This is a genomic window from Flavobacterium sp. ZT3R18 (assembly GCF_007097385.1).
Lineage (GTDB): Bacteria > Bacteroidota > Bacteroidia > Flavobacteriales > Flavobacteriaceae > Flavobacterium.
In genome coordinates, this window is sequence record NZ_VJZS01000004.1 from 208,539 (window position 1) to 230,666 (window position 22,128).

General features: G+C 34.6%; 23 protein-coding genes. 10 read left to right on the forward strand and 13 right to left on the reverse strand.

All coding sequences use genetic code 11. The annotated features are described in order from the left end of the window. Positions 1-167: 167 nt before the first annotated feature. Positions 168-1,898, reverse strand: coding sequence for a M14 family metallopeptidase (locus FNW52_RS06780; RefSeq protein WP_143376783.1), 1,731 nt, complete (start codon positions 1,896-1,898; stop codon positions 168-170). Between the two features lie 138 nt (positions 1,899-2,036). Between FNW52_RS06780 and FNW52_RS06785 the strand changes: the two genes are divergently transcribed. The 5 genes from FNW52_RS06785 (at position 2,037) to FNW52_RS21090 (ending at position 4,921) form a co-directional block, all read left to right on the forward strand. Then, the gene (locus FNW52_RS06785) at positions 2,037-3,386 is read left to right on the forward strand and encodes a DEAD/DEAH box helicase (RefSeq protein ID WP_143376704.1); all 1,350 of its coding nucleotides are present in this window, start codon (positions 2,037-2,039) and stop codon (positions 3,384-3,386) included. A 288-nt stretch (positions 3,387-3,674) separates the two neighbouring features. Further along, a complete protein-coding gene (locus FNW52_RS06790; RefSeq protein ID WP_143376705.1) occupies positions 3,675-4,115 on the forward strand; it encodes a hypothetical protein in 441 nt (146 codons plus the stop codon). Positions 4,116-4,313: 198 nt separating this feature from the next. Further along, positions 4,314-4,550 carry a hypothetical protein gene (locus FNW52_RS06795; protein ID WP_143376706.1) on the forward strand — a complete coding sequence of 79 codons (237 nt, stop codon included), beginning with the start codon at positions 4,314-4,316 and terminating at the stop codon, positions 4,548-4,550. Then, positions 4,532-4,762 carry a type II toxin-antitoxin system VapC family toxin gene (locus FNW52_RS06800; RefSeq protein ID WP_143376707.1) on the forward strand — a complete coding sequence of 77 codons (231 nt, stop codon included), beginning with the start codon at positions 4,532-4,534 and terminating at the stop codon, positions 4,760-4,762. Before FNW52_RS06795 ends, FNW52_RS06800 begins: the two co-directional genes overlap by 19 nt. 33 nt (positions 4,763-4,795) lie before the next feature. Continuing rightward, positions 4,796-4,921 carry a type II toxin-antitoxin system VapC family toxin gene (locus tag FNW52_RS21090; protein ID WP_143376708.1) on the forward strand — a complete coding sequence of 42 codons (126 nt, stop codon included), beginning with the start codon at positions 4,796-4,798 and terminating at the stop codon, positions 4,919-4,921. Between the two features lie 67 nt (positions 4,922-4,988). On the opposite strand, the gene FNW52_RS06810 is transcribed toward FNW52_RS21090, so the two are convergent. The 6 genes from FNW52_RS06810 to FNW52_RS06835 form a co-directional block, all read right to left on the reverse strand. Beyond that, a complete protein-coding gene (locus FNW52_RS06810) occupies positions 4,989-5,567 on the reverse strand; it encodes an alkylphosphonate utilization protein (RefSeq protein WP_143376709.1) in 579 nt (192 codons plus the stop codon). 140 nt (positions 5,568-5,707) lie between these two features. Then, positions 5,708-6,175, reverse strand: a complete 468-nt coding sequence (coaD, locus tag FNW52_RS06815) for a pantetheine-phosphate adenylyltransferase (RefSeq protein ID WP_143376710.1) — start codon at positions 6,173-6,175, stop codon at positions 5,708-5,710. A gap of 1 nt (position 6,176) precedes the next feature. After that, entirely contained in the window at positions 6,177-6,755 is a 579-nt protein-coding gene (locus FNW52_RS06820; protein ID WP_143376711.1) for a TMEM175 family protein, read from the reverse strand. 49 nt (positions 6,756-6,804) lie between these two features. After that, a complete protein-coding gene (locus tag FNW52_RS06825) occupies positions 6,805-7,146 on the reverse strand; it encodes a DUF5615 family PIN-like protein (RefSeq protein WP_143376712.1) in 342 nt (113 codons plus the stop codon). Further along, positions 7,143-7,367, reverse strand: a complete 225-nt coding sequence (locus tag FNW52_RS06830; RefSeq protein WP_143376713.1) for a DUF433 domain-containing protein — start codon at positions 7,365-7,367, stop codon at positions 7,143-7,145. Before FNW52_RS06830 ends, FNW52_RS06825 begins: the two co-directional genes overlap by 4 nt. A gap of 14 nt (positions 7,368-7,381) precedes the next feature. Beyond that, positions 7,382-8,380: a D-alanine--D-alanine ligase gene (locus FNW52_RS06835; protein WP_143376714.1), complete on the reverse strand. Its 999-nt coding sequence runs from the start codon at positions 8,378-8,380 to the stop codon at positions 7,382-7,384. A 117-nt stretch (positions 8,381-8,497) separates the two neighbouring features. Here FNW52_RS06835 and FNW52_RS06840 point away from each other — a divergent pair, with 117 nt between their 5' ends. The 3 genes from FNW52_RS06840 (at position 8,498) to FNW52_RS06850 (ending at position 10,575) form a co-directional block, all read left to right on the forward strand. Further along, the gene (locus FNW52_RS06840) at positions 8,498-9,118 is read left to right on the forward strand and encodes a PASTA domain-containing protein (protein WP_143376715.1); all 621 of its coding nucleotides are present in this window, start codon (positions 8,498-8,500) and stop codon (positions 9,116-9,118) included. Next, the gene (locus tag FNW52_RS06845; protein ID WP_143376716.1) at positions 9,108-10,151 is read left to right on the forward strand and encodes an RluA family pseudouridine synthase; all 1,044 of its coding nucleotides are present in this window, start codon (positions 9,108-9,110) and stop codon (positions 10,149-10,151) included. The genes FNW52_RS06840 and FNW52_RS06845 overlap by 11 nt, the downstream gene beginning before the upstream one ends. 133 nt (positions 10,152-10,284) lie before the next feature. Next, the gene (locus tag FNW52_RS06850; RefSeq protein ID WP_143376717.1) at positions 10,285-10,575 is read left to right on the forward strand and encodes a hypothetical protein; all 291 of its coding nucleotides are present in this window, start codon (positions 10,285-10,287) and stop codon (positions 10,573-10,575) included. A gap of 176 nt (positions 10,576-10,751) precedes the next feature. On the opposite strand, the gene FNW52_RS06855 is transcribed toward FNW52_RS06850, so the two are convergent. The 3 genes from FNW52_RS06855 to FNW52_RS06865 all read right to left on the reverse strand — a co-directional run bounded on the left by FNW52_RS06855 (position 10,752) and on the right by FNW52_RS06865 (position 14,424). Continuing rightward, positions 10,752-12,167: an adenosine deaminase gene (locus FNW52_RS06855; protein WP_143376718.1), complete on the reverse strand. Its 1,416-nt coding sequence runs from the start codon at positions 12,165-12,167 to the stop codon at positions 10,752-10,754. 228 nt (positions 12,168-12,395) lie between these two features. Then, the gene (locus FNW52_RS06860) at positions 12,396-13,100 is read right to left on the reverse strand and encodes a hypothetical protein (protein WP_143376719.1); all 705 of its coding nucleotides are present in this window, start codon (positions 13,098-13,100) and stop codon (positions 12,396-12,398) included. Between the two features lie 46 nt (positions 13,101-13,146). Continuing rightward, the gene (locus FNW52_RS06865) at positions 13,147-14,424 is read right to left on the reverse strand and encodes an MFS transporter (RefSeq protein WP_143376720.1); all 1,278 of its coding nucleotides are present in this window, start codon (positions 14,422-14,424) and stop codon (positions 13,147-13,149) included. A gap of 896 nt (positions 14,425-15,320) precedes the next feature. Here FNW52_RS06865 and nagB point away from each other — a divergent pair. Then, entirely contained in the window at positions 15,321-17,258 is a 1,938-nt protein-coding gene (gene nagB, locus FNW52_RS06870; RefSeq protein ID WP_143376721.1) for a glucosamine-6-phosphate deaminase, read from the forward strand. Between the two features lie 505 nt (positions 17,259-17,763). On the opposite strand, the gene FNW52_RS06875 is transcribed toward nagB, so the two are convergent. Beyond that, complete coding sequence (locus FNW52_RS06875) at positions 17,764-18,285, reverse strand: GNAT family N-acetyltransferase (protein WP_143376722.1); 522 nt, start codon at positions 18,283-18,285, stop codon at positions 17,764-17,766. 167 nt (positions 18,286-18,452) lie between these two features. Between FNW52_RS06875 and yaaA the strand changes: the two genes are divergently transcribed. Beyond that, positions 18,453-19,211, forward strand: coding sequence for a peroxide stress protein YaaA (gene yaaA / locus FNW52_RS06880; protein ID WP_143376723.1), 759 nt, complete (start codon positions 18,453-18,455; stop codon positions 19,209-19,211). Between the two features lie 247 nt (positions 19,212-19,458). Here the strand turns inward: yaaA and FNW52_RS06885 are convergent, their stop codons facing one another. Together FNW52_RS06885 and FNW52_RS06890 are read right to left on the reverse strand one after the other, a co-directional pair. Continuing rightward, positions 19,459-21,042 carry a DHA2 family efflux MFS transporter permease subunit gene (locus tag FNW52_RS06885; protein ID WP_143376724.1) on the reverse strand — a complete coding sequence of 528 codons (1,584 nt, stop codon included), beginning with the start codon at positions 21,040-21,042 and terminating at the stop codon, positions 19,459-19,461. A gap of 5 nt (positions 21,043-21,047) precedes the next feature. Next, on the reverse strand, positions 21,048-22,127 hold the full coding sequence (locus FNW52_RS06890) for an HlyD family secretion protein (RefSeq protein WP_143376725.1): 1,080 nt from the start codon (positions 22,125-22,127) through the stop codon (positions 21,048-21,050). Position 22,128 lies beyond the last annotated feature (1 nt).

The following is a 22,128-nucleotide window of genomic DNA, read 5'->3' on the forward strand; positions in this document are numbered from 1 at the left end:
AAGACAAAGGAATTCGTGATAATTCGTGCAATTTGTGTCTAAAATAAATGCGAGTCTTTTAAAATAATAGCTTACTCATGTTAGCAACTCTTTGTCAAAGTCCCAAACCACTTTCTTGAAATCTGTGTGAATCTTTTTAATCTGTGGCAAATTTTATTAATTCTGTATTAGTTAACCAATCGATAAACGGGATATTGTAAATGGGCTTTTTCGTAATACTTGGAATGTTTATAAACCCAATCTAATTGTGCTTCACTATTTTTTGCAAATGCGGGATCGTTATTGACTTTGGTTGCTAATTCTATTTTTAAGCTTGGGTTTTCTTTTAAAAGTTCAGCTGCTAAATCCTCAAAAACATATTCAGAATACCCTTCTTTTTGTTGTAAAATAGTGTCAAAAAAGTTCCAATTGAAGAACGAATCAACGGCTTCGGGCTCTAAGGTTTCCAGTAGATATTTTACCGCTTTTTGTTCCGTTGAAAATATATAATCTCCTTTGGCGAAAGCCACATTTTCTTTTTTTGGAGTTATCAATGTGTTTTTATGTGGATAATGTCCTTCATAAGCTTGACTTGAAGTTTTGTAATCTGCAATTTTATAACTTTCTACGACTATAACGGTGTCGTTTTTTAATTGAGTGTATTTGCAATTATTATTTTTTAATAAATCGATGACATTCCAATAGCCTTTTGGAATAATATAGGCTTTGGGAATAGTAACTTCTTTAATAGATTTGTATTCTTTAATATACGGTACGTTTTTTTGGTAAGGTTTTGTTCGGTCATAAAACAACCGTTGACCTGTTGTAACCTCACTTTTTTTATAAGAAGCTTCAAATCCTGAAAACAAAAAGGGAGTTGTTTTAGAACTGTCTATCTTCCATTCAATTGGATACTGTTTTTTGGGTTGGTATTGTTCTTCATTTTTAACTCTTAATTCTTTTATTTTTTTGTAATTCAAATCTGTAAAATCGATTGTAGTTATCATGTACTCATAAGTCGCTTTTACACGATCTGCATATTTTTTGAGCATGTGTGTTTCGACAACAAACCCAATAGTATTGAAAAGGGAAGTGTAACCGGTTGTGTATCTTGGAGTGTCTGAAAATTGCACGAAACCATTATCTGGTGTTTCTTCGAATGCATTGACATAAGGTGTTGTTGGAAGGTTTTTTTGCTCCAAATCTTTTACAATAAATGGCATCATTTCGGTATTCATAAAATCTCCTAAAATAGTTCCTAATTTATTGTGTTGTGTCATAATATAGGTGAGTTTGTACTGATAATCGGAACCATTACTGACATGATTATCGATAAAAACATCGGGATTTATTTTATGAAAAATCGAAACAAAACTTTTGGTGTTTTTGGTGTCAGATTTGATCATATCCCGATTCAAATCATAGTTCCGGGCATTCCCTCGAAAACCATATTCTTCGGGGCCTTCTTGGTTGGCTCTTGAGGTTGAATTTCTATTCAGTGCTCCTCCAATATTGTAGATTGGGATAGTTACTATAACGGTGTTTTTGGGTGTTTTGATTTTGCCTAAAGCTAAATCCCGAATCAATTGCATGGTGGCATCTATACCGTCTGGTTCTCCAGCGTGAATTCCATTATTGATAAGCAATACCGCTTTGTTTTTCTGAATAGCATCGAAATTGAACTTTTTTTCAGGGTTAAAAGTGATCATGTATAAAGGTTCGCCGCTATCTGTAGCTCCCATTTTCTCCATTTTGATGGTCGAAAAATCATGTGCCAAAAGCGTGTAGTAGGCTATAGTTTCTTGGTAGTTAGCCGATTGGTTTCCATTGCCTTTCTCAAAAAAAGTGTTGTATTTATTGTTGTTTTGGGCAAAAAGAGAAACAGTAATCAATAGAAAACAAAAATGCATTAATTTCATCATGTTAATTTTAAAGTATGGGTTTCAAATGTAATTAATTTTAGGTTAAATTATTTTAAATTTAATTTTTGCGCTTTACTTTGTACTGACCACTAAAAAACTGAATACTGAACACTTTTTTTAAACTACCTTTGCAAAATGAATAAGAAACACCATTCCAACAATATATTACTGAATTTAGGTATCGAAAGCCTAAACGAAATGCAAGAAGTAGCTCAAGATGCTATTTTAAATGATAATAATATTTTACTGCTTTCCCCAACAGGTTCTGGGAAAACATTAGCTTTTTTGTTGCCTGTTTTAGAAATGTTACAGCCCGAAATTCTATCGGTTCAATGTTTAATTTTAGTTCCATCTCGTGAACTTGGATTGCAAATTGAACAGGTTTGGAAAAAAATGGGTACCGATTATAAAGTTAATGTATGCTACGGCGGACATTCAATTGATACCGAAATCAAGAATTTGAGTAATCCTCCAGCCGTTTTAATAGGAACTCCGGGTAGAATTGCCGATCATATTGACAGAGGAACTTTTCGTGTAGACAAGATTCAAACCTTAATTTTGGATGAGTTTGATAAATCTTTGCAACTTGGTTTTCATGAGCAAATGTCCTTTATCATTGGTAAATTGACCAAACTTAACAAACGAGTTTTGGTTTCGGCTACATCCGATATTGAGATTCCAAGATATACTAGAGTTGTTAACCCTACGATTTTGGATTTTATTCCAACCGAAGAGGAGCAAGAAAGTAACTTGGCTACCAAAATGGTAGTTTCGAAAGATAAAGATAAATTAGGAAGTTTATTTAACCTGATTTGTTCTTTGAAATCGCAATCGGCTATTGTTTTTTGTAATCATCGGGATGCTGCAGAACGCATTAGTGATACTCTAAACGAAAAAGGAATTTATGCTACTTATTATCACGGTGGTATGGATCAAGACGAGCGTGAACGCTCACTAATTCAGTTCCGTAACGGAAGTATGAGTTATTTAATCACTACGGATCTTGCTGCACGTGGACTTGATATTCCCGAAATGAAGCACGTAATTCATTATCATTTGCCTTTAAAAGCAGATGAATTCACCCATAGAAATGGGCGTACAGCACGTATGCTAGCATCTGGAACGGCTTATGTCATTGCTCATGAAAGTGAGAAAAAAATGGATTATCTGGATTACGGTATGGAAGTGTTGAATGTTGAAAATACAACTTCACTGCCAAAACCACCCGAGTTTCAAACCATTTACATCAGTGGTGGAAAGAAAAATAAATTGAATAAAATAGATATTGTTGGTTTCTTTTCCCAAAAAGGGAAACTGGAAAAAGGCGATTTGGGATTAATAGAAGTAAAAGATTTCATCTCCTTTGCTGCCGTAAAATTCAATAAAGTCCAAGATTTGCTTCATGCCATAAAAGATGAAAAGATGAAAGGCAAGAAGTTTAAAATTGAAGTGGCGAGGAAAGTGATTAAAAAGGAGGAGGAGTAGTTTTTAGTCTCAGTATTCAGTTTAAAATAAGCGTTAGCAGTGCATTACTGCTAACGCTTTTTATTTTCTAATCAGCAGTAAAGTAGCTTTTTCAACTTCAGATTCTGAAAACTGAGACTGAAAACTGAAAACTACCTTTTATTATGTGATATTGTTTTAGTTTACAAACAAAATTGACGGTTTAATGTTGATAAATAATTGATGTAAAAAAGAAGTTGATTTTTATTATTAGTATGTTTGCCGTCAAATACTTACCTACAAAGTATATTATTAAACCCCAAATTAATTATGAAAAAAGTTATTGCAATTGCTGTTATGTTTATGAGTTCTATTGGCTTTAGCCAAATTAAAGTTGTTGAAACTGTACCTGTAGAAAGGTTAGGTAGAATAAGTAATGATTTTTATGTGCAAAAAATTGGTGATGAGTACACCTTTTTTTATAAAACTACTCAAAGTGAAGATGAAGATGTCGCTTTAAAGAATTTTACATTCAAAAACGTTGATAATGCATATCAAAGTCTTTATGGTATTATTTCGAATGGATTTTCTGCTAGTCCGTTGAATGATATTAAATTAGAATTGCCTAATAATTTTGTTTGGTTGCATTATATTGTAAGCTCAGATAAAACGACAGTACAATTCATGGTTACAAACAAATCAGCGAATTCGACATCTGTTTCAGAGTCATTATCAAAAGAGCAGGTTGATAAATTATTTCAGAAAAGCTAGAAAATTAGTATTCAGTAAAAGAATATTGATAAGTACAATAAAACGTTAACAGTAAAATAGTGTACTGTTAACGTTTTTGTTTTTATAAAACTTCAAACTGTTTTCATGTTTAATATAATGTTTGGTATTGCGATTAAATAAACAATAAAGTGCGTATATTTATTTATTCAAAGAATTCAGGGTTTAATATAAGTAATTATGATACAGGCAACTATAATACCTAAAAAAAAGGATGTGCATTTTTCTTTGCCAGAGGATTATATTGGAAAAAAAATACACGCTATTTTCTATGTTGAAGATGAGATAATCGATATTTCTGCTGTTATTTCTCCAAAAAAACCATCTGATTTTTTTGGTATTTTCAATAAAGAAGAAGCAGACGAATTTGAAAAGCATACACAACAAATACGCAACGAATGGAGCAGGATTATTTAATTGATACCAATGTAATTTCTCATTTATTTGAGAATAGACTTCCCGAAAAAGGGAAGGAATTTGTTTCAATAGTTATCAATAAGAACTTTGTTATTTCTGTTGTTGTAGAGATTGAGGTATTGACTTATCATGAGTTTCCAGATAAAATGCCTATGATTGAAGAATTTATTGCCCTTGCTTCGATAATACCTCTTGATGCAGAGATAACATAAAAAACGATTGAACTGCGTAGAAAATATTGAAGGATGAAACTTGGAGATGCTATTATTGCTGCTACTGCAATAGTGCGTAATCTAAAGCTTATTACTAATAATACTAAAGATTTTGTAAATATTAAGAATCTAAAAGTGATTGACCCTCATAATTTGTAACTGTAAAAAAAATCCCATTCTGCTACGAGTGGGATTTTTTATGAAAATAGAAAATAGAGACTGCAAACTATATCTTCTTCACGTATTGTGTGATAATTACAATTTGTTGTCCATCTACTTTTCCTTCAATGTATTCTGCATTTTCGTGGTCTAATCGGATGTTACGTACCGAAGTTCCTTGTTTGGCTACCATACTAGATCCTTTTACTTTTAGATCTTTGATCAATACAACTGAGTCCCCGTGTGCTAAAATTACACCATTGACATCACGGTGTATGATTTTGTTTTCATCATCTTCTCCTTCTCCTGTGGCTTGAGCCCATGCCAGAGTGTCTTCGTCAAAATACATTTGCTCCAGCAATTCTTGTGGCCATCCATTTTTACGCAAACGGCTTAACATTCTCCAAGAAACAACTTGTACAGGAGTATGTTCGCTCCACATGCTGTCGTTCAAACATCTCCAGTGGTTTAAATCTTCATGACCTGCATTTTCTATTTGGTCAATACAAGTAGCACAAGCAAAAATGCTTTCGTCTAATCCTCCTTTTTTGGTAGGTAGTACTTGGTATTCTTTTAGGTTTTCGGTGGCAGCACATAGCTCACATTGGGAACCGCTGCGTTTATTTAATTCTCTATCTAAGCTCATTATAAGGTGTGTATTTTTTAGGTTGCGAAATTACGGCTTATTCCTTCGTATTGCAAATATAAGTTTTCAGTCTCAGTCACAGTTTTCAGCTACAGTTCCCATTCTAAGGCTGTAAACTGTAAACCGCGACTGAACACTGACTACTTTTTATGAAGTTTAACCTGAACTGCCTCCGGAACCAACATCTGATATTCTCCATGATTTCGGATTACGTCTCTTACGATACTTGAACTGATGTAGGATGTTTTTGCGGCTGTCAATAAAAAGACAGTTTCTATTTTGGATAAGCGTCTGTTGGTGTGTGCGATGGCTTTTTCGAATTCGAAATCGGCGGGGTTGCGCAGACCTCTAAGGATAAAATCGGCTTTGATTTTATGGCATAAGTCGATGGTTAAGCCTTCGTAAGTGATAACGGTAACTTTGGGTTCGTCTTTGAACGTTTCCTCGATGAATTTTTTTCTTTCATCGAGTGTGAACATGTATTTTTTTTCGGCGTTGACACCAATGGCAATCACAATTTCATCAAAAAGAGAAATGCCTCTATTGATGATGTCTTCGTGTCCTAAAGTGATAGGATCGAATGATCCCGGGAATATGGCTTTTTTCATTTTAAATTTTATTGATTTGATTTTCAATTCTTTTGTCTGGAACTATCCACATCAAGGCTACGAAAATATAAAGAATTCCTGAAATAATAGGAGAAATAAAGGCAAGTAGAATGGCTGAAGCGTAGCAAACTAATGATATTTTTCCTTTTTTGTCTTTTTCAACGGCTTTGTATAATACAGATTCTTTTCCTTCTAACTTTATAATTTTGTTTTGAAGAAATGAGTATGAAATAGCACACATTAGTAAAATAAAACCATAACATGCCATAGGAACTGTTGAAAAAGACTGGCTCCCAATCCAATTTGTTGCAAATGGAATTAAGGATAGCCAAAAAAGTAAAATAATATTAAACCACAGCACCGAACCGTCTATTTTTTTGACGACTTGAAACATATGATGGTGGTTGTTCCAATAAATCCCCACGTAGATAAAACTCATTACATAACTTAAAAAAACGGGGATTAAAGGAATTAAGCTCCCTATGGTTGAATGTTCAGGAGCTTTGATTTCAAGAATCATAATCGTGATAATGATGGCCATGACGCCATCGCTAAAGGCTTCGATTCTGCTTTTGTTCATTGTTTTTATTGAATTTTCTATTTTTGAATTGCTTCTATTTTTTTAATAATTATTTAATTTCTAAACAAGAAATTTCAGAATAAGCAGCTGAATCGATGAAGGCTTTAATTATTGAGCTCTTCGAGTTTATTATATCTGCTAGAAAATCAGTTTTGGTATTGCCAAAACGCAACCAAACTATTTTTGGAGGATGTCCTTTGAAATTGGACAAATCAAAAAAATCGGCATCAAATGTTACGATTGTAAACTTATTTTGCTTTGCATATTGCCATATTTCAATATCTGAAAAATTTTCTATTCCTAGTTGTCTAACTTGTTTTGCGGTTGGAAAATTAGAAGCTATTTTAGATATAATCCTAAAAGAAATATTTTGGTCAAACAACAAACTCACGATGCAATTTGAATTTTATGTTCTCTATCTGCGGCATAAGCAAGACAGGCCTTTATTTGGTCTTCTTCAAGTTCAGGATAGTCTCGAATGATGTCATTTATCGTCATTCCGTTTGCTAACCAATTTAAAACATCAAATACCGTAATACGGGTTCCAATTATTGTAGGTTTCCCAAAACGGACTTCTGAATTTATGGTGATATGTTGTTTATAATCAATCATAATAATTTGTTGATTTACAAAGTTAACGAATAATTTGGTTTCTCAGGAATAGCCAACTCAATAGCATTTGTAAATAAATCTTCCAGTGAAATTCCAGCTGCTTTGGCTTGTTGTGGAATCAAGCTTTCAGTGGTTAGACCTGGAATGGTGTTCATTTCGAGCATGTGCGGTTCTCCGTCTACAATGATGAATTCGCTTCTGGAGAATCCTTTCATTTTGAGTACTTCGTAGGCGCGTTTGGCAATTTCTCCCACTTTTTGTGTCATTTCATCCGAAATTCTTGCAGGTGTAATTTCTTGAGACTTGCCTTGGTATTTGGCTTCGTAATCGAAGAAATCATTTTCGGAAATAATTTCGGTTATGGGTAAAACGGTAATGGTTCCTTTGTAGTTGATGACCCCAACCGAAACTTCGGTACCGTCTAGGAAACTTTCTATGATGATTTCGTTGTCTTCTTGGTAAGCTACTTCGATGGCGATTGGCAATTCCGCAGCGGTTTTTACTTTGGAAATTCCGAAACTGGAACCCGCTTTGTTCGGTTTTACGAAACAAGGCAAACCTACTTTATGCACAATTTCGTCGGTGTTGATTACATCTCCTTTATTTAGGTAATAAGAAGTGGCGGTTTTGATTCCGTATGGTTTTAATACCGATAATAAATCACGTTTGTTGAACGTTAATGCGGCTTGGTAATAGTCGCAGGCGGTTTGCGGGATGTTTAACAATTCGAAATAGGCTTGCATGAGTCCGTCTTCGCCCGGTGTTCCGTGAATGGCATTGAAAACGCAATCGAAACTGATTTTTTTTCCGTCTACCTGTACCGAAAAATCATTTTTGTCGATTGGAAATTCAGCGTCGTTTGCATCTACATACACCCATTTTTCTTTAAAAATATGGATGCGAAAGGCATTGTATTTTTTTTTGTCCAGAAATTGGTAAACTACGTTTCCGCTAATGAGCGAGATCTTGTATTCGCTAGAATAGCCGCCCATGATGATGGCAATATTTTTCATTTTATACGTTTAATCGGTTAAACGTTTAACCGATTAGCCGATTAAACGTATTCTAAACAAAATTATCATTTTTTTTGAAACGAAATAGCTTTATCTTTGCGGGAAATAAAAATATTTATGAGCTTAAAAAAATATCTTACGAGTCGTGTATTTTTTGGACAAGTGGCGATTGCACTTGCGATTATTGCAATTTTAGGTTATTTATTCATGCATTGGTTGACTTTTACGACCGATCATGGGCATGAAATTGCGGTTCCGGATTTGAGTAAAATGACAGAGGAGCAAGTGGAAGATAAGCTGGACGATTTGGATTTGGATTATGAGCTGTTGGATAGTGTTGATTTTAGAGGGGATTATCCAAAATACAGTGTGGTAGAGCAAGATCCGATGCCGGGTACCAAAGTGAAAGTAGGTAGAAAAGTATATATTAAGATCAATTCTTCTGGATTTTCGTCTGTGAGAATTCCGGATTTAATCGAAAAAACCTATCGTGAGGCAGTACCAACGCTTAAGGCTTTGGGACTTGAGGAAGGTACGATTACGTATGTTCCCAATTTAGGAAAAGACATGGTCTTGGAAATGCGTTATAAAGGTAGAAATTTAAAAGTAGGAGACAGAGTCCTGAAAGCATCAAAAATTGATTTGGTTTTAGGCGATGGAAAAGAGAGTTATCAAGAAGAAGAAGTAGTGGACAGTACAGCTGTTCCAACACCAGAAACCCCAACAAATGAACAGTAATAAAGTGATATTAGAATTAGACGAAGAATTATTTGAACATTTTAGATTTGAAGTTCCCAAAGGACAAGCGACTTTGCGAATAGATAAATATTTAATGAGTTTGATTCAAAACGCCACACGTAATAAAATTCAGAACGCAGCTACAGAAGGGAATATTTTTGTGAATGATTTGCCTGTAAAATCCAATTATAAAGTAAAAGCTTTAGATGTGGTTCAGGTGATGTTGTCGCATCCGCCTTTTGAAAACAGGGTAGATCCAGAGGATATTCCGCTGAATATTGTCTACGAAGACGATACTTTGTTGTTGATTAACAAAGAACCAGGAATGGTAGTTCATCCAGGGCATGGGAATTACACTGGAACTTTGGTCAATGCACTGGCGTTTCATTTTGAGAATTTGCCGATGAACAGTAGCGAGCGTCCGGGCTTGGTACACAGAATCGATAAAGATACTTCGGGTTTATTGGTTATTGCCAAAACCGAAGCTGCGATGACGCATTTGGCGAAACAATTTGAAGCCAAAACATCCGAAAGAGAATATGTTGCCCTAGTTTGGGGGAATGTTGCAGCAGAAGAAGGGACAATAGAAGGAAACTTAGCCAGACACTTGAAAGACCGCATGCAAATGGCTGTTTTTGCAGATCCCGAAATAGGAAAGCCTGCCATAACGCATTATAAAGTTTTGGAGCGTTTTGGTTATGTGACTTTGATTTCATGCCGATTGGAAACGGGAAGAACGCACCAGATTCGTGCGCACTTGAAACATATTGGTCATCCGCTTTTTAACGATGAGCGTTATGGTGGTCACTTGATTTTGAAAGGAACTACGTTTACCAAATACAAACAGTTTATAGAAAATTGTTTCAAAGCCTTGCCACGTCAAGCGTTACATGCTAAAACTCTTGGTTTTGTGCATCCTACTACTGGAGAAATGATGCGTTTTGATACGGAATTGCCTCAGGATTTTCAGGATTGTATCGAGAAATGGAGAGGATATTCGAAATCTCATCTTACTGAAGAAGAGGAGAAGTAAAATAGTAAAGCCTCAATTTGTGAGGCTTTTTATTTGGGATTTTATTTTGAGATTTCTAGATGGTAGACTAATTATGAGAATTTTAAACTTAAAGTGTAAATAATTTTTTATCTTTGATTTAAAGAATAAAAAAATGAGTACTACAGAAATAAAGCTTTACGATATTTTCAGGAAAGATTTGAAACTGGATGATGACAGGGCTAGAATATTTGCTGAAGTAGTTCAAGAAACCATACAAAACGAGGTAAGGCTACAAAGTACGGATTATAAAAGTCAAATAAAAGAGGACTTGCTAAAATTAGAAATGCAATTAAAAGGAGAGATAAAAGATTCTAAAACCGATATGATAAAATGGTTTTTTGCTTTTTTTATTACTTTAGTTTTAATGATTTTAGGATTGTATGCCACTATTTTATTGAAATAAAAGCATTTGACAAACATAAAAAAAACACTCATTGAGTGTTTTTTTTATGGCATTTTTTGTTCTGAGGAAAAGTTAACTAGCAACCGAAAATGGCACACAGATGACACGGATTAAACGGATTTACGCAGATTTTTGGATTGTTTTATTATCTGTTCTAAATCTTTATTTCAATTGTACTACTTTGAAAAATCAGTTTCAAAAGTCTTAAATCGATTATCCAAATCTTGAATTAGTTGTTTTTTTATCGCAGGATCTTGTATGAAACTATAATTGATACTGTTGTAAACAAATTGTTTGATATCGGTATATGAAACGGTTTTGTATCTTTTGGCTAATAGTACGTACTGCTCTGTCATATTGGTTCGTAATATTCCGGCATCGTCTGTACTAATGACTATTGGAACTCCAAATTCTTTGTACAATGTAATAGGATGGCGGTTTTCTTTTACTTTTAAAATGAACTCATTACTGGCAAGATTGATTTCGATAGGAATGTTATTCTTGGCCATGTAGCGCATTAATTCATAACTGTTTTCTTCGTAAGCCATGTCTACTCCATGTCCGATTCTATTGGCACCAGCGGTATAAACAGCGGCATTGATATGCCAAGTCAATTCTTCGGGACGAACCAGTCCTAGAGTAAGCTCGCCGGCATGCATGGTGTATTTTACCTTCGGGAAACGGCTGTGGCAATACTTGAACATAACCATGTGCAACCAATAATCTTTCATAGACGTTTCGCCATCTTCGGGAGAAACGATATTTACTCCCGCCATAAGCGGACTGCCATCAGCCGATATAAAAGCAACCACAAGGTTTTTGAATAAATCTACCGGTTCCATAAAACGCAAAACAAAATTTTGGTAGCGCATCGTGAATTGGTTGTCATCCATTTTGAGCTCTTTGTGCATTTTGGCGACAAAGTTGGTATTAAAATCCGCGGCATATTTTTTGGCTTCTTTTTGAATGAAAATAGCATACAAAGAATCCAAAGACTGCATAACAGCTTTTTCGTTTTTGCTTGCCGCCATTTTTCTCAATTGGTTGTTGTATTTGGTTAAATCATCCGTTTTTATCACACAGGGAATAGTCGATAGTTGGGTTTCTATATAGCTTACATTTTCTTTGATGGCTCTGTTTTTTAATTCCAATAAACCAGCTTCAAAATTGCCTTTTATGGCGGGTTCAAACTTCATAAAGGATTCAAAAAATAATTTATCCGAAGGATAATCGACATTGTTATAGTCTTTGACAGACCATTTTTGCATTATTTTTTGTTTGTAGGCATCCAATTCGCCGTTCTTTTGCAAAGTCGAAAATAATACCCAGTCGCTACCAGTCTGTTTTTCTTTAGAGACGGTCATGGTTTGTGTATTCAGATAAAAATCTTCGGCAATGGCGTGGGCTAATAGAGGTTCGGCATAAATAGAACCGGAATAGTGGTGGTGTAAATCGCCTCCTTTGGGCATTTGGGCAAAGAAAGCGGTCAGCTCGGCTTCGTTATTTCTAATTTTTTCAAAATACTGATCGGCCGATTGGGAAAAGCCTACTTGGAATAGGATAGTAAAAAGGAAGGTGAAAAATATCTTCATAGTATAAATTTCATTCAAATATAATTCAAATATAAATTAAAAAGAAATCGTATATTCTTAATTTACCAAATAATTCTGAAAATTAACAGTGAAATGAAAGTGTATTGTTTTGTTTGTCAATACTTTAAATATCTTGTGTCTTTTTTTTAAAGAAATTATTTTAATGATTAATAGATGATTTTCTTTAATTTTTAATGATTTAGGTAATGTGGATTCTTTATTTTTTACTTAATCTTCTTTGTATATATCAAATTTTTCAAAAGGAACTTTTCCGAAATCTTTTTTTGTTTCCATAGTTGTCGCAACGTTTTCTGAGTCGGGGGCGTGAAAACTCTCGCTTATAATTTTGTGCAAAAACCAATAGTTTTCTTTGGCATCATATTTAAAAGTAATGTTTCTAGTCCATCTCCAAGCACTTCCTCCGTAATGTTCTATTGTAAAATAACCGTTTTTAATGACGACTTCTACGAAAGGATCTCCCATCATGCCACCACAATCGATACAGTACACCGCATTTTCGCTTTTGGCGGCTAAAGTAAAAGTTTTGTCTGCCAGTCCTAATAAAATCAATAAGGGGCGTTTGCTCGGAGAGTCATCATCATGAATTACTGTTGCTTCATCGTTTTTTTTAAGAACCAAAATATAGTCTAGATAATGATCTTTATTTAGATCTCCAGAGGTTGAAGATATTGCTGTAAAACCTTCGTGGATAAACTTATTCAATTCCTTTGCTAAGTCATTTATATTGTCATTGAAAGCAATGCGTTTTATTGCCTCTTCTTTTTTAGAATTTAAAGAGACAGGAACTATTTTAGTTGTTTTTTTTACAGCTACAGGTACTGGCTTTTTGGCTTCTTTTTGTGAGCAAGAGTTTAAAAATGTCAGTATTAAAATTAAAGGAAATAGTTTGTTTTTCAAAGTCATTGCTCTCATACAACTTGGATTTTAAATAATAAAAGCTCAATTAAAAGCACTGTTTTTAAACTAAAGTTTCATCGCTTTTTTCGGTATAATCCAAGTCAACATGAAAAGTTTCTTTCAATTTCCAAAGTGCTACTAATGAAACTACAGACAATATTGCACCAACAATCATTCCCGATTTAAGAATATCCCCTTCAAAAAGGCGATCCCGAAAAAAACTATAGATTAAAATAATTAGCGGAAGCGAACCTCTAACAAAATTGGGAACAGTAGTAGTTACGGTTGCTCTGATATTGGTGCCAAATTGCTCGGCTGCTATGGTTACAAATAAAACCCAATACCCCACCGAAAACCCCATTGCAAAACAAAGCAAATAGAAGGTTGAAGCAGAAATCCCGAACGCATTCAAATAGACAAAAACCATGATTAGGTTAAAAACCAAAAACAAGCGCATGATTTTTTTTCGGCTTTTTAGCCATTGACTGAATAATCCGCTGGCAATATCTCCAAAAACCAAACCAGTGTAGCAAAAGGCAATTGCTTTTCCTGCGGCTATGGTTTCGACTTGCTGCACACCAAGGGCTTTGGCAAATTCGGGAGCGAAAGTAATCAGTACTCCCACCAAAAACCAAAGTGGAATCCCAATAAGAATGCATTGTACGTATTTTGAAAATCTTTTTTTATCGGTAAACAAAGACAAGAAGTCTCCTTTCTTTTCATCACTTTGTTGCACTTGCTTGAACATACCCGATTCGGTAATGCTGATCCTTAAAAACAACAACAAGATGCCCAGAATTCCGCCAGCATAGTAACACAAACGCCAATCTTGAAACGCTTGATAAACCAAATAAGCAGCAACCGCTCCAGAAACCCCTACCGAAGCTACAATCATGGTTCCGTAGCCTCGTTTTTCTTTGGGCAAACTTTCGGTTACCAAAGTGATTCCGGCGCCCAATTCTCCAGCAAGACCTATTCCTGCAATCAATCGCCAAAAGGCATATCCATCAACAGTGGTCACCATTCCGTTAGCAATATTGGCCACAGAATACAATACTATAGAACCAAATAAAACGGATATTCTACCTTTTTTATCTCCCAAAATACCCCAAAGAATTCCGCCAAAAAGCATTCCAAACATTTGCATGCTGATCAAATATTCTCCTTGATCCCGAATGGCATCACCCGTAATTCCTAGGTCTTTGAGACTATCGGTACGGACAATCCCAAAAAGCAGTAAATCATAAATGTCTACAAAATAGCCAAGGGCAGCTACAATTACGGCAGCATTAAGAATGTTTTTCGAGTTTTTTGTTATTGTGTCAGGAATGCTATTCATTAGGATTTGGTCTTTATTTTTGGTTTGGTTAATTCGGTTAGTTGATCGTAAAGTTTTAAGGGACTATGGTTTTATTTACAATTGCAAGCCAAATATAATCGACAGGGATTTGTTGTGCAAATTTAGGTCTTGGTTTAGTGCTATTTTAGTTAAGTAAAATTATTTGTAAAGGCCAAAAAAGGATATTTCATGGGAAATCAATTATAAGGAGAAGGAGAAAATGGAGTTTCGCAACATTTTGGATTTAAGGTTATGCTCCTTTTTTTTGTTGCTAGATTTAAATCGTAACTTTTGGATCTTCTTTTGTTATATGTGGATTATATTTAGTTCATAAAAAAAACAATTTGTAAATTCGTAGCTTGGTTTTTTTTGAATGGAAGAGGGAGAGTCTGGTATTAAAATAAAAATAAAGTTTTAGATACAAGTCAGGAATTATTTTGATAATTGCAACCTACTAGTTACTCTTTAAAACACTTCATATTATCATATTATTAAAATTTAGTTTAAAAAAACAGTTTATAGATATTAAAGTGTGTTCGAGCACATTTTTACTATTTTTTCTTGTTTAGTAATAATTTAATTCATAGTTTCGTGATATTATTACACTTAGGTGTGATTTTAGAAGCTTCAGTTCGAGTGTTTTTTTTCTAGTAAAATGAAACTACTATGAGTGAATTTTCTTCCTTTAGAAATAAAAAGCAGTACCTGACAACCAAATTTTAAATGCTTTTTCGGAAGAAATGAAAATAGAACGCAAAAGGTTTTTAATAATAATGTTCTAATTCTCGATGTATTTTTTTATCGACAATTATTCGAACAGTCGAAAAGTAGCATAAGAATTAAATTAAACCCAACGGGTAAATAATAGTATAATTTATAAAGCAAATAGTAAAATAATGGAAAGTACATTAGAATTAAAAAGGGACATCAGCTATAAAACAGCTGGTCAATTTGAAGAAACCCGTTTTGAGAAAATTCACAACGAAATTTTTAAAAATTCATTAGAAGCCTCACTAGTTGTGGCACGGGAAATTGCAGATTTAATTCGTTCTAAACAAGAAAAAAACAAACCATGTGTACTAGGATTGGCTACAGGTTCTTCTCCTATAAAGGTGTACCAAGAATTGGTTCGGATGCACAAAGAAGAAGGACTAAGTTTTGCTAATGTTGTTAGTTTCAACTTAGATGAGTACTATCCTATGCCAAAGGAAAGTAACCAGAGTTATCATTACTTCATGCACCAACACCTTTTTAATCATGTGGATATTAATGCTGAAAATGTCAATATTCCGGATGGTACAGTTGCTATTGAAGATTTGAACCAGTTTTGTGTTGATTATGAATTGAAAATTAAAACTGCAGGTGGACTTGATTTTCAATTGTTAGGAATTGGACGTACAGGTCATGTAGGATTTAATGAGCCAGGTTCGCATATCAACTCGGGAACCCGTATTATTACTTTAGACCATATTACAAAAGTAGATGCTTCCGGTGATTTTAACGGTATTGCAAACGTTCCCAAAAGAGCGGTTACCATGGGAGTTTCTACAATCCTTAGATCAAAAAGAATTGTATTGATGGCTTGGGGACAAAACAAAGCTTCTATCATAAAAAGAACCATTCAAGGGGATATTAGCTCTGAGGTTCCTGCGACTTTTTTGCAAAATCATACTAATACCACTTTTGTTTTAGATGAAGGTGCAGCCTCAGAATTAACAAGACTAGAAACACCTTGGTTGGTAGGAGAGTGCATCTGGACGGAACAATTAAAAAACAAAGCGATTGTTTGGTTATGTCAACATACCAATAAATCGATTCTTAAATTAACCGATAGAGATTATAACAATAACGGAATGTCTGATCTTTTGGCTGCCGGAAGTTCTTCGTATGATTTGAACATCAATATGTTCAATGTCTTGCAGCATACCATCACAGGATGGCCAGGAGGGAAACCAAACACGGACGATACCAATAGACCGGAACGTTCAAACCCTGCTAAAAAAAGAGTTATTCTTTTTAGTCCACACCCAGATGATGACGTAATTTCTATGGGAGGAACTTTTGCTAAATTAATCAAACAAGGTCATGATGTGCATGTGGTGTATCAAACTTCGGGAAATATTGCCGTTACAGATGATGAAGCCTTAAAATTTGCCGAAGTATGTAATGATTTTGTGGGCGAAAATCAATCGGGGATTAATTTTCAATCGGTTATTGACACTATAAATGCAAAGACTCAAGGTCAAATGGACTCTTTGGAAGTACGTAAATTGAAAGGTTTAATTCGAAGAAGAGAATCTTTTGCCGGAGTTAGATACATTGGATTGAAAGATGAAAATGTACATTTCTTAGATTTACCGTTTTACGAAACTGGATTGGTTCAAAAAAATCCATTAGGACCTGCGGATATTGCTATTGTAAAGGATATTATTGACAGAATAAAACCACATCAAGTATTTGCTGCCGGAGATCTAGCTGACCCGCACGGAACTCATGAAGTGTGTCTGAATGCTATTTTTGCTGCAATGGGAGAATTAAAAGCGGAGTCAAACATGGACGATTGTTGGTTGTGGTTGTACAGAGGAGCTTGGCACGAATGGGATATTCATGATATAGACATGGCTGTTCCGTTAAGTCCAGATGAAGTTATGATAAAAAGGCAAGCTATTTTATGTCATCAATCCCAAAAAGACAGAGTAATGTTCCAAGGAAATGATGCGAGAGAATTTTGGGTACGTGCCGAAGATCGTAACAAAAACACCGCAAAATTATATGATGATTTAGGTCTTGCAGAATATGAGGCTATCGAAGCATTTAAACGTTTTGATTATTAAAATAGATTAAATTAGGAATATAATTTATGTTTCTTGAGTATAAAAACCAATCGTGTAATACTATGCGATTGGTTTTTTTTTTGAATTGTATTAAACACAGAATCCGAATTAGACTTCATGCCGAAGACAAATTACAATCGACATCCTATCAGTCCCGAAATTTTTGAGATTATTGGATTAGCGAAGACAATTGGTATAACTCATCCACACCCCGAAAGGGGTGCAATGATTATAGAAAATATATGAGATCGGAGAGCAAATCCCGAAGGGATGAAATTATTTAATCTTTTTTATTTAAAAAAAGACATCTTAATAATCAACATATTCAGATGTGAAAATACCACCCCTTCGGGGTTTTGGGATGATGAAATTACTTATTTCTATAATCATTGCACCCTTTCAGGGTTTTCAGAAGGCATCAAAGATTGTATTTGATCTGTAACAATCAAAAATGTCAATGTTTTCTAATGCGGAATATGGGGTAAATGAAACGTGAACTAATTTTTCAGCTGATTTTAAGTTTCATCAATAAATCGGTTTGTTGGTCATCGCCTAAAAGAAACAAATGCTTATCGAATGTGATAAAACCATTTTTGGTATAAAATTGTAAGGCTCTGTTGTTTTCTTCCCAAACGCCTAGCCAAATATAATTGACTGGTATTTGTTGGGCTATTTTTATGGCTTCATCCAGTAATAATTGCCCTATTTTTTTTCCATGGAAGGCTTGTAAAACATAAATACGTTGAATTTCTAGAGTAGTATCTTCAACCATTTCAGTTTGTGCATCGCCTAAATTTAATTTTAGATAACCAACGGGTTCTGTATTCCAAAAGGCAATATAAAAGGGAGAATCTGGATTGTTGATTTCGGCGGTTAATTGTGCCGTATTGAAACTTTCCTGCAAGTATTTTTTCATATTTTCGGGAGTATTTATCGCTGCAAAAGTTTCGGTAAAGGATTGTTTACTGATGTTTTGTATGGTTACAAGATCGGATAGCGTTGCTTTTTTAATTTCAATCATGGTAATTATGGTTGGTTGTATTTCTTTCTAAAATCAAAAATACGTAAAATAAACACACTTGATTTTAAATTTCTATTGCGGTATTGCACAATTCAATTCCTACTTTCATATTTGTGAAATTCAATTTGTACTTTTGAATAAATTAATAAAAAAAGAGCCTTTAGGGTTAAACTATGAAAATTGTACTATCGCCAGCCAAATCATTAAATTTCGAAAAAGAATTACCAACATCATTATATACAGAACCTTCTTTTCTAAAAGAATCCAGACAAGTTCATAAAGTTTTAAAACAGCAATCTCCCAAAAACTTGTCTGAATTGATGTCTATTTCAGATAAATTGGCCGATTTGAACTGGAAACGCAATCAGGATTGGAAAACACCTTTCACACCCGAGAATGCGCGCCCAGCAATTTACGCTTTTGATGGCGATGTCTATACGGGATTAGATGCTTATTCGATTCCGATAGAAAAATTAGATCCCCTTCAAGATAGTTTGCGAATTTTATCGGGCTTGTACGGTTATCTAAAACCATTCGATTTGATGCAACCGTATCGTCTCGAAATGGGGACGAAATTACCCATTGGCGAAAGCAAAAATTTATATGAGTTTTGGAAAAAGACCATTGCCAATTCATTAAACAAAGAACTCAAAAAAGACGAGCTGTTTATCAATTTAGCCAGCAATGAATATTTTTCGGCTGTGGATGTCAAAGCTTTGAAAGTCCCAGTGATTACCCCAGAATTTAAAGATTACAAAGACGGAAAACTGAAAATCATTAGCTTTTTTGCCAAGAAGGCTAGGGGATTGATGGTGCGTTATATTTTGGATTCCAATGCCCAAACTATTGACGATTTGAAAGGGTTCAATTATGAAGGTTATCAATTTGATGGTAATTTATCCGAAGGAAATCACTTGGTTTTTACTAGATAGGAAGAGAGTTGATTTTAGATTTCTGATTTTTGATTAACGAGTTTAGATTTTTAGAATTGGAATTAATAACAAATGGCAATTTTAAAAGGAGTTAGTTCCTTTTATATAAATAAAAACAGCTTTGAATTTCACTAATCAATTAGTGAGATTCGGAGCCGTTTTTATTAAACTATTCGTGCGTATAAATTAAATTCTGAATGAATGACTACATCAGAAATCAAAAATCGTTAATCAAAAATCAAAAATCTTAATGCATCGCATCAGCTGGATTTACTTTGTTTTTTCCTTTTTTTATCAAAAGAATAAAAGGAATACACAGCAAGAACAAGATTCCGAGATACATAAAGATATCCATAAATGATAATACGGAACTTTGTGTCATTACTTTATATTCAATAACTTTATAGGCTTTGGCCAGCGCTTCGTTGGCGCTATATCCTTTAGCTATAAAACCCATTTGCAATCTATGTATGGTTTGTTGTACTTCAAAAGACGTTTGGTCAAGATGTGCAATCAAATTCACACGGTGTTCTTGATTGAATCTAGAGATGTAAGTGGTGATAATGGCAATACCAAACGAACCACCCAATTGTCTCATCATTCCGGTAAAAGCAGCACCTTCACCAATATGTTTTCCTTTAAGAGTCGATAATGATAAAGTGGTAATAGGGACAAATAATAATCCTAAACCAACACCTCTAAGGATTAATGGCCAAAACATGTGTTCAACGCCAGTGTCTGGTGTTAGTACGCCACGCATTAAAAAGGTAAAAAGGAAAAACACAAAAAATCCTGCAGCAACCATATATGATTGTCGAACTCCGCGTTGAATCATTTTACCAATAAATGGCATCATAATACCCGTTGTTATCGAACTTGGAATCAGTAATAAACCAGCATCAGTAGCACTCCATCCCAAAATGGATTGGCTGTATATCGGAATAATAAAGGTGGATCCATACAATCCAAATCCGAGGATGAAACACATTATGGTTCCAATTTTTAGATTGTTGTCTTTAAAAACTTTGAGGTTTACAATTGGATGCTCATAAGTGAGTTCCCTCCAAATAAATAATAGCAATCCAAAAACAGAAACGATGCTTAAGAGTACAATTAATCCATCGTTGAACCAATCGTCCTGTTGACCGTGTTCCAATACAAATTGCAATGACCCAATGAAAGAGGCCAAGAGTACAATTCCCCACCAATCGACTTGATTGGCTTTTAGTTTGGCACCGTATTTAGGACTTTTTACAAACCCGATGGTTAGGAAAGTGGCTATAATACCTAATGGAATGTTGATGTAAAAAATAAAAGGCCAAGAAAAATGATCTACAATATAACCTCCCAATGGCGGACCAAGTGTTGGACCAACAATGACTCCCATTCCATAAATAGCTTGTGCCATTCCTCTTTTGGCTACAGGATAACTCTCGGTAATAATGGTTTGCGCAGTTACTAGTAGCGCCCCTCCGCCCAAACCTTGAATGAATCTAAAGGCAACCAGTTCCCAGATATTTGTGGCGTTTCCGCACAAAAAGGAAGCTACCGTAAAAATGACAATGGATGTTGCAAAGTAATTACGACGACCAAATTGTTGTGACAACCAACTCGTCATTGGGATTACAATTACGTTTGCAATCGCATAGGCAGTAATTACCCAAGCCACATCGGTCAAGGTAGCGCCAAGACTACCTCTCATATTATTTAAGGCTACGTTTACAATGGTAGTATCTACAATTTCGAGCATGGCACAAAGCACGCACGTTATTGTGATAATGACCCTTCTAAAGCCGTATTCTATTAAATCGTCTTCTTCGTTTTGTACCATTTTTTTTATTTTAAATGAACATCTACATCAGCGTTCATACCTGGGCGAAGCAATTTTATTTTTTCAGGATCGTTTGAGGCATTCAAACTTATTTTTACAGGTAATCTCTGAATGGTTTTTACAAAATTTCCAGTTGCATTGTCTGGCGGAAGTAATGAAAAACGAGATCCAGTTGCTGGAGAGAATGAAGTAATGGCTCCTTCAAAAGCATAGTCAGGATAAGCATCTACTTTTACCGTTACTTTTTGTCCAATAACCATTTTGTTCAATTGTGTTTCTTTAAAATTAGCCACCACCCAAGCTTCACTGTTGTTGATGATATAAAATAAAGATTGTCCTTGTTGAACCAATTGCCCTGGTTGAATGTCTATTTTAGAAACCTGACCATCAATAGCAGCAGTTACAACAGTATAAGTCAAATTTAATTGAGCGGCCTCAAGTAATGCTTTTGCTTTTTTAATATTGGCAGCAGCTACTTCTGTTTGTTTGTTAGAAACTCTTGATTTTGCTTCAATTACTGATTTCTGAAAAGCACTTGCTTTTTGTTGTTGTTGCAAAATACGCACTTGATTTTCAGCTTCTTGTTTGGTAGCTAGTGCTTGTTCGTATTGTTGTTTGGTAATCGAATGATTTTTGTATAAATTTTCGTAACGAACATAATCACTATTCGCTCTTCCTAATCTAATTTTTGCGGTTTCAATATTTCCGCCTGCCGTTTGTACGTTGGCATCCGAAACAGCAATGCTGGCAAGGGCACTTCCTATATCTTCTTTGGCTACATCATATCCACTTTCGGCACCTATAAAAGCAGCATTTGCTTCTTCTATTTTCAATTGATAATCTCTTTTGTCAATAGTAAATAAGGTATCTCCTTTTTTTACAAAGTCATTATCCTTTACATACACTTTACTAATATATCCCGAAACTCTTGGGATTATTGGGTTCATGTTTTTTTCTATTTGAGCATCATCCGTTTCTTCGTGGGCTTGAGAATGAAGGTATTTTGAAATTCCGTAAGTTCCTCCTGCAAGGATTAAAACCAATAGGATTATAATGAATTTTGCGTTTGTTTTTTTATTTTCCATG

What these genes read in the sequence shown, in the direction of transcription:
- FNW52_RS06780 (WP_143376783.1), bottom strand. Translation starts at nt 1,898, where the DNA reads ATGAAATTAATGCATTTTTGTTTTCTATTGATTACTGTTTCTCTTTTT.
- FNW52_RS06785 (WP_143376704.1), top strand. Translation starts at nt 2,037, where the DNA reads ATGAATAAGAAACACCATTCCAACAATATATTACTGAATTTAGGTATC.
- FNW52_RS06790 (WP_143376705.1), top strand. Translation starts at nt 3,675, where the DNA reads ATGAAAAAAGTTATTGCAATTGCTGTTATGTTTATGAGTTCTATTGGC.
- FNW52_RS06795 (WP_143376706.1), top strand. Translation starts at nt 4,314, where the DNA reads ATGATACAGGCAACTATAATACCTAAAAAAAAGGATGTGCATTTTTCT.
- FNW52_RS06800 (WP_143376707.1), top strand. Translation starts at nt 4,532, where the DNA reads ATGGAGCAGGATTATTTAATTGATACCAATGTAATTTCTCATTTATTT.
- FNW52_RS21090 (WP_143376708.1), top strand. Translation starts at nt 4,796, where the DNA reads ATGAAACTTGGAGATGCTATTATTGCTGCTACTGCAATAGTGCGTAAT.
- FNW52_RS06810 (WP_143376709.1), bottom strand. Translation starts at nt 5,567, where the DNA reads ATGAGCTTAGATAGAGAATTAAATAAACGCAGCGGTTCCCAATGTGAG.
- coaD (WP_143376710.1), bottom strand. Translation starts at nt 6,175, where the DNA reads ATGAAAAAAGCCATATTCCCGGGATCATTCGATCCTATCACTTTAGGA.
- FNW52_RS06820 (WP_143376711.1), bottom strand. Translation starts at nt 6,755, where the DNA reads ATGAACAAAAGCAGAATCGAAGCCTTTAGCGATGGCGTCATGGCCATC.
- FNW52_RS06830 (WP_143376713.1), bottom strand. Translation starts at nt 7,367, where the DNA reads ATGATTGATTATAAACAACATATCACCATAAATTCAGAAGTCCGTTTT.
- FNW52_RS06835 (WP_143376714.1), bottom strand. Translation starts at nt 8,380, where the DNA reads ATGAAAAATATTGCCATCATCATGGGCGGCTATTCTAGCGAATACAAG.
- FNW52_RS06840 (WP_143376715.1), top strand. Translation starts at nt 8,498, where the DNA reads ATGAGCTTAAAAAAATATCTTACGAGTCGTGTATTTTTTGGACAAGTG.
- FNW52_RS06845 (WP_143376716.1), top strand. Translation starts at nt 9,108, where the DNA reads ATGAACAGTAATAAAGTGATATTAGAATTAGACGAAGAATTATTTGAA.
- FNW52_RS06850 (WP_143376717.1), top strand. Translation starts at nt 10,285, where the DNA reads ATGAGTACTACAGAAATAAAGCTTTACGATATTTTCAGGAAAGATTTG.
- FNW52_RS06855 (WP_143376718.1), bottom strand. Translation starts at nt 12,167, where the DNA reads ATGAAGATATTTTTCACCTTCCTTTTTACTATCCTATTCCAAGTAGGC.
- FNW52_RS06860 (WP_143376719.1), bottom strand. Translation starts at nt 13,100, where the DNA reads ATGAGAGCAATGACTTTGAAAAACAAACTATTTCCTTTAATTTTAATA.
- FNW52_RS06865 (WP_143376720.1), bottom strand. Translation starts at nt 14,424, where the DNA reads ATGAATAGCATTCCTGACACAATAACAAAAAACTCGAAAAACATTCTT.
- nagB (WP_143376721.1), top strand. Translation starts at nt 15,321, where the DNA reads ATGGAAAGTACATTAGAATTAAAAAGGGACATCAGCTATAAAACAGCT.
- yaaA (WP_143376723.1), top strand. Translation starts at nt 18,453, where the DNA reads ATGAAAATTGTACTATCGCCAGCCAAATCATTAAATTTCGAAAAAGAA.
- FNW52_RS06885 (WP_143376724.1), bottom strand. Translation starts at nt 21,042, where the DNA reads ATGGTACAAAACGAAGAAGACGATTTAATAGAATACGGCTTTAGAAGG.
- FNW52_RS06890 (WP_143376725.1), bottom strand. Translation starts at nt 22,127, where the DNA reads ATGGAAAATAAAAAAACAAACGCAAAATTCATTATAATCCTATTGGTT.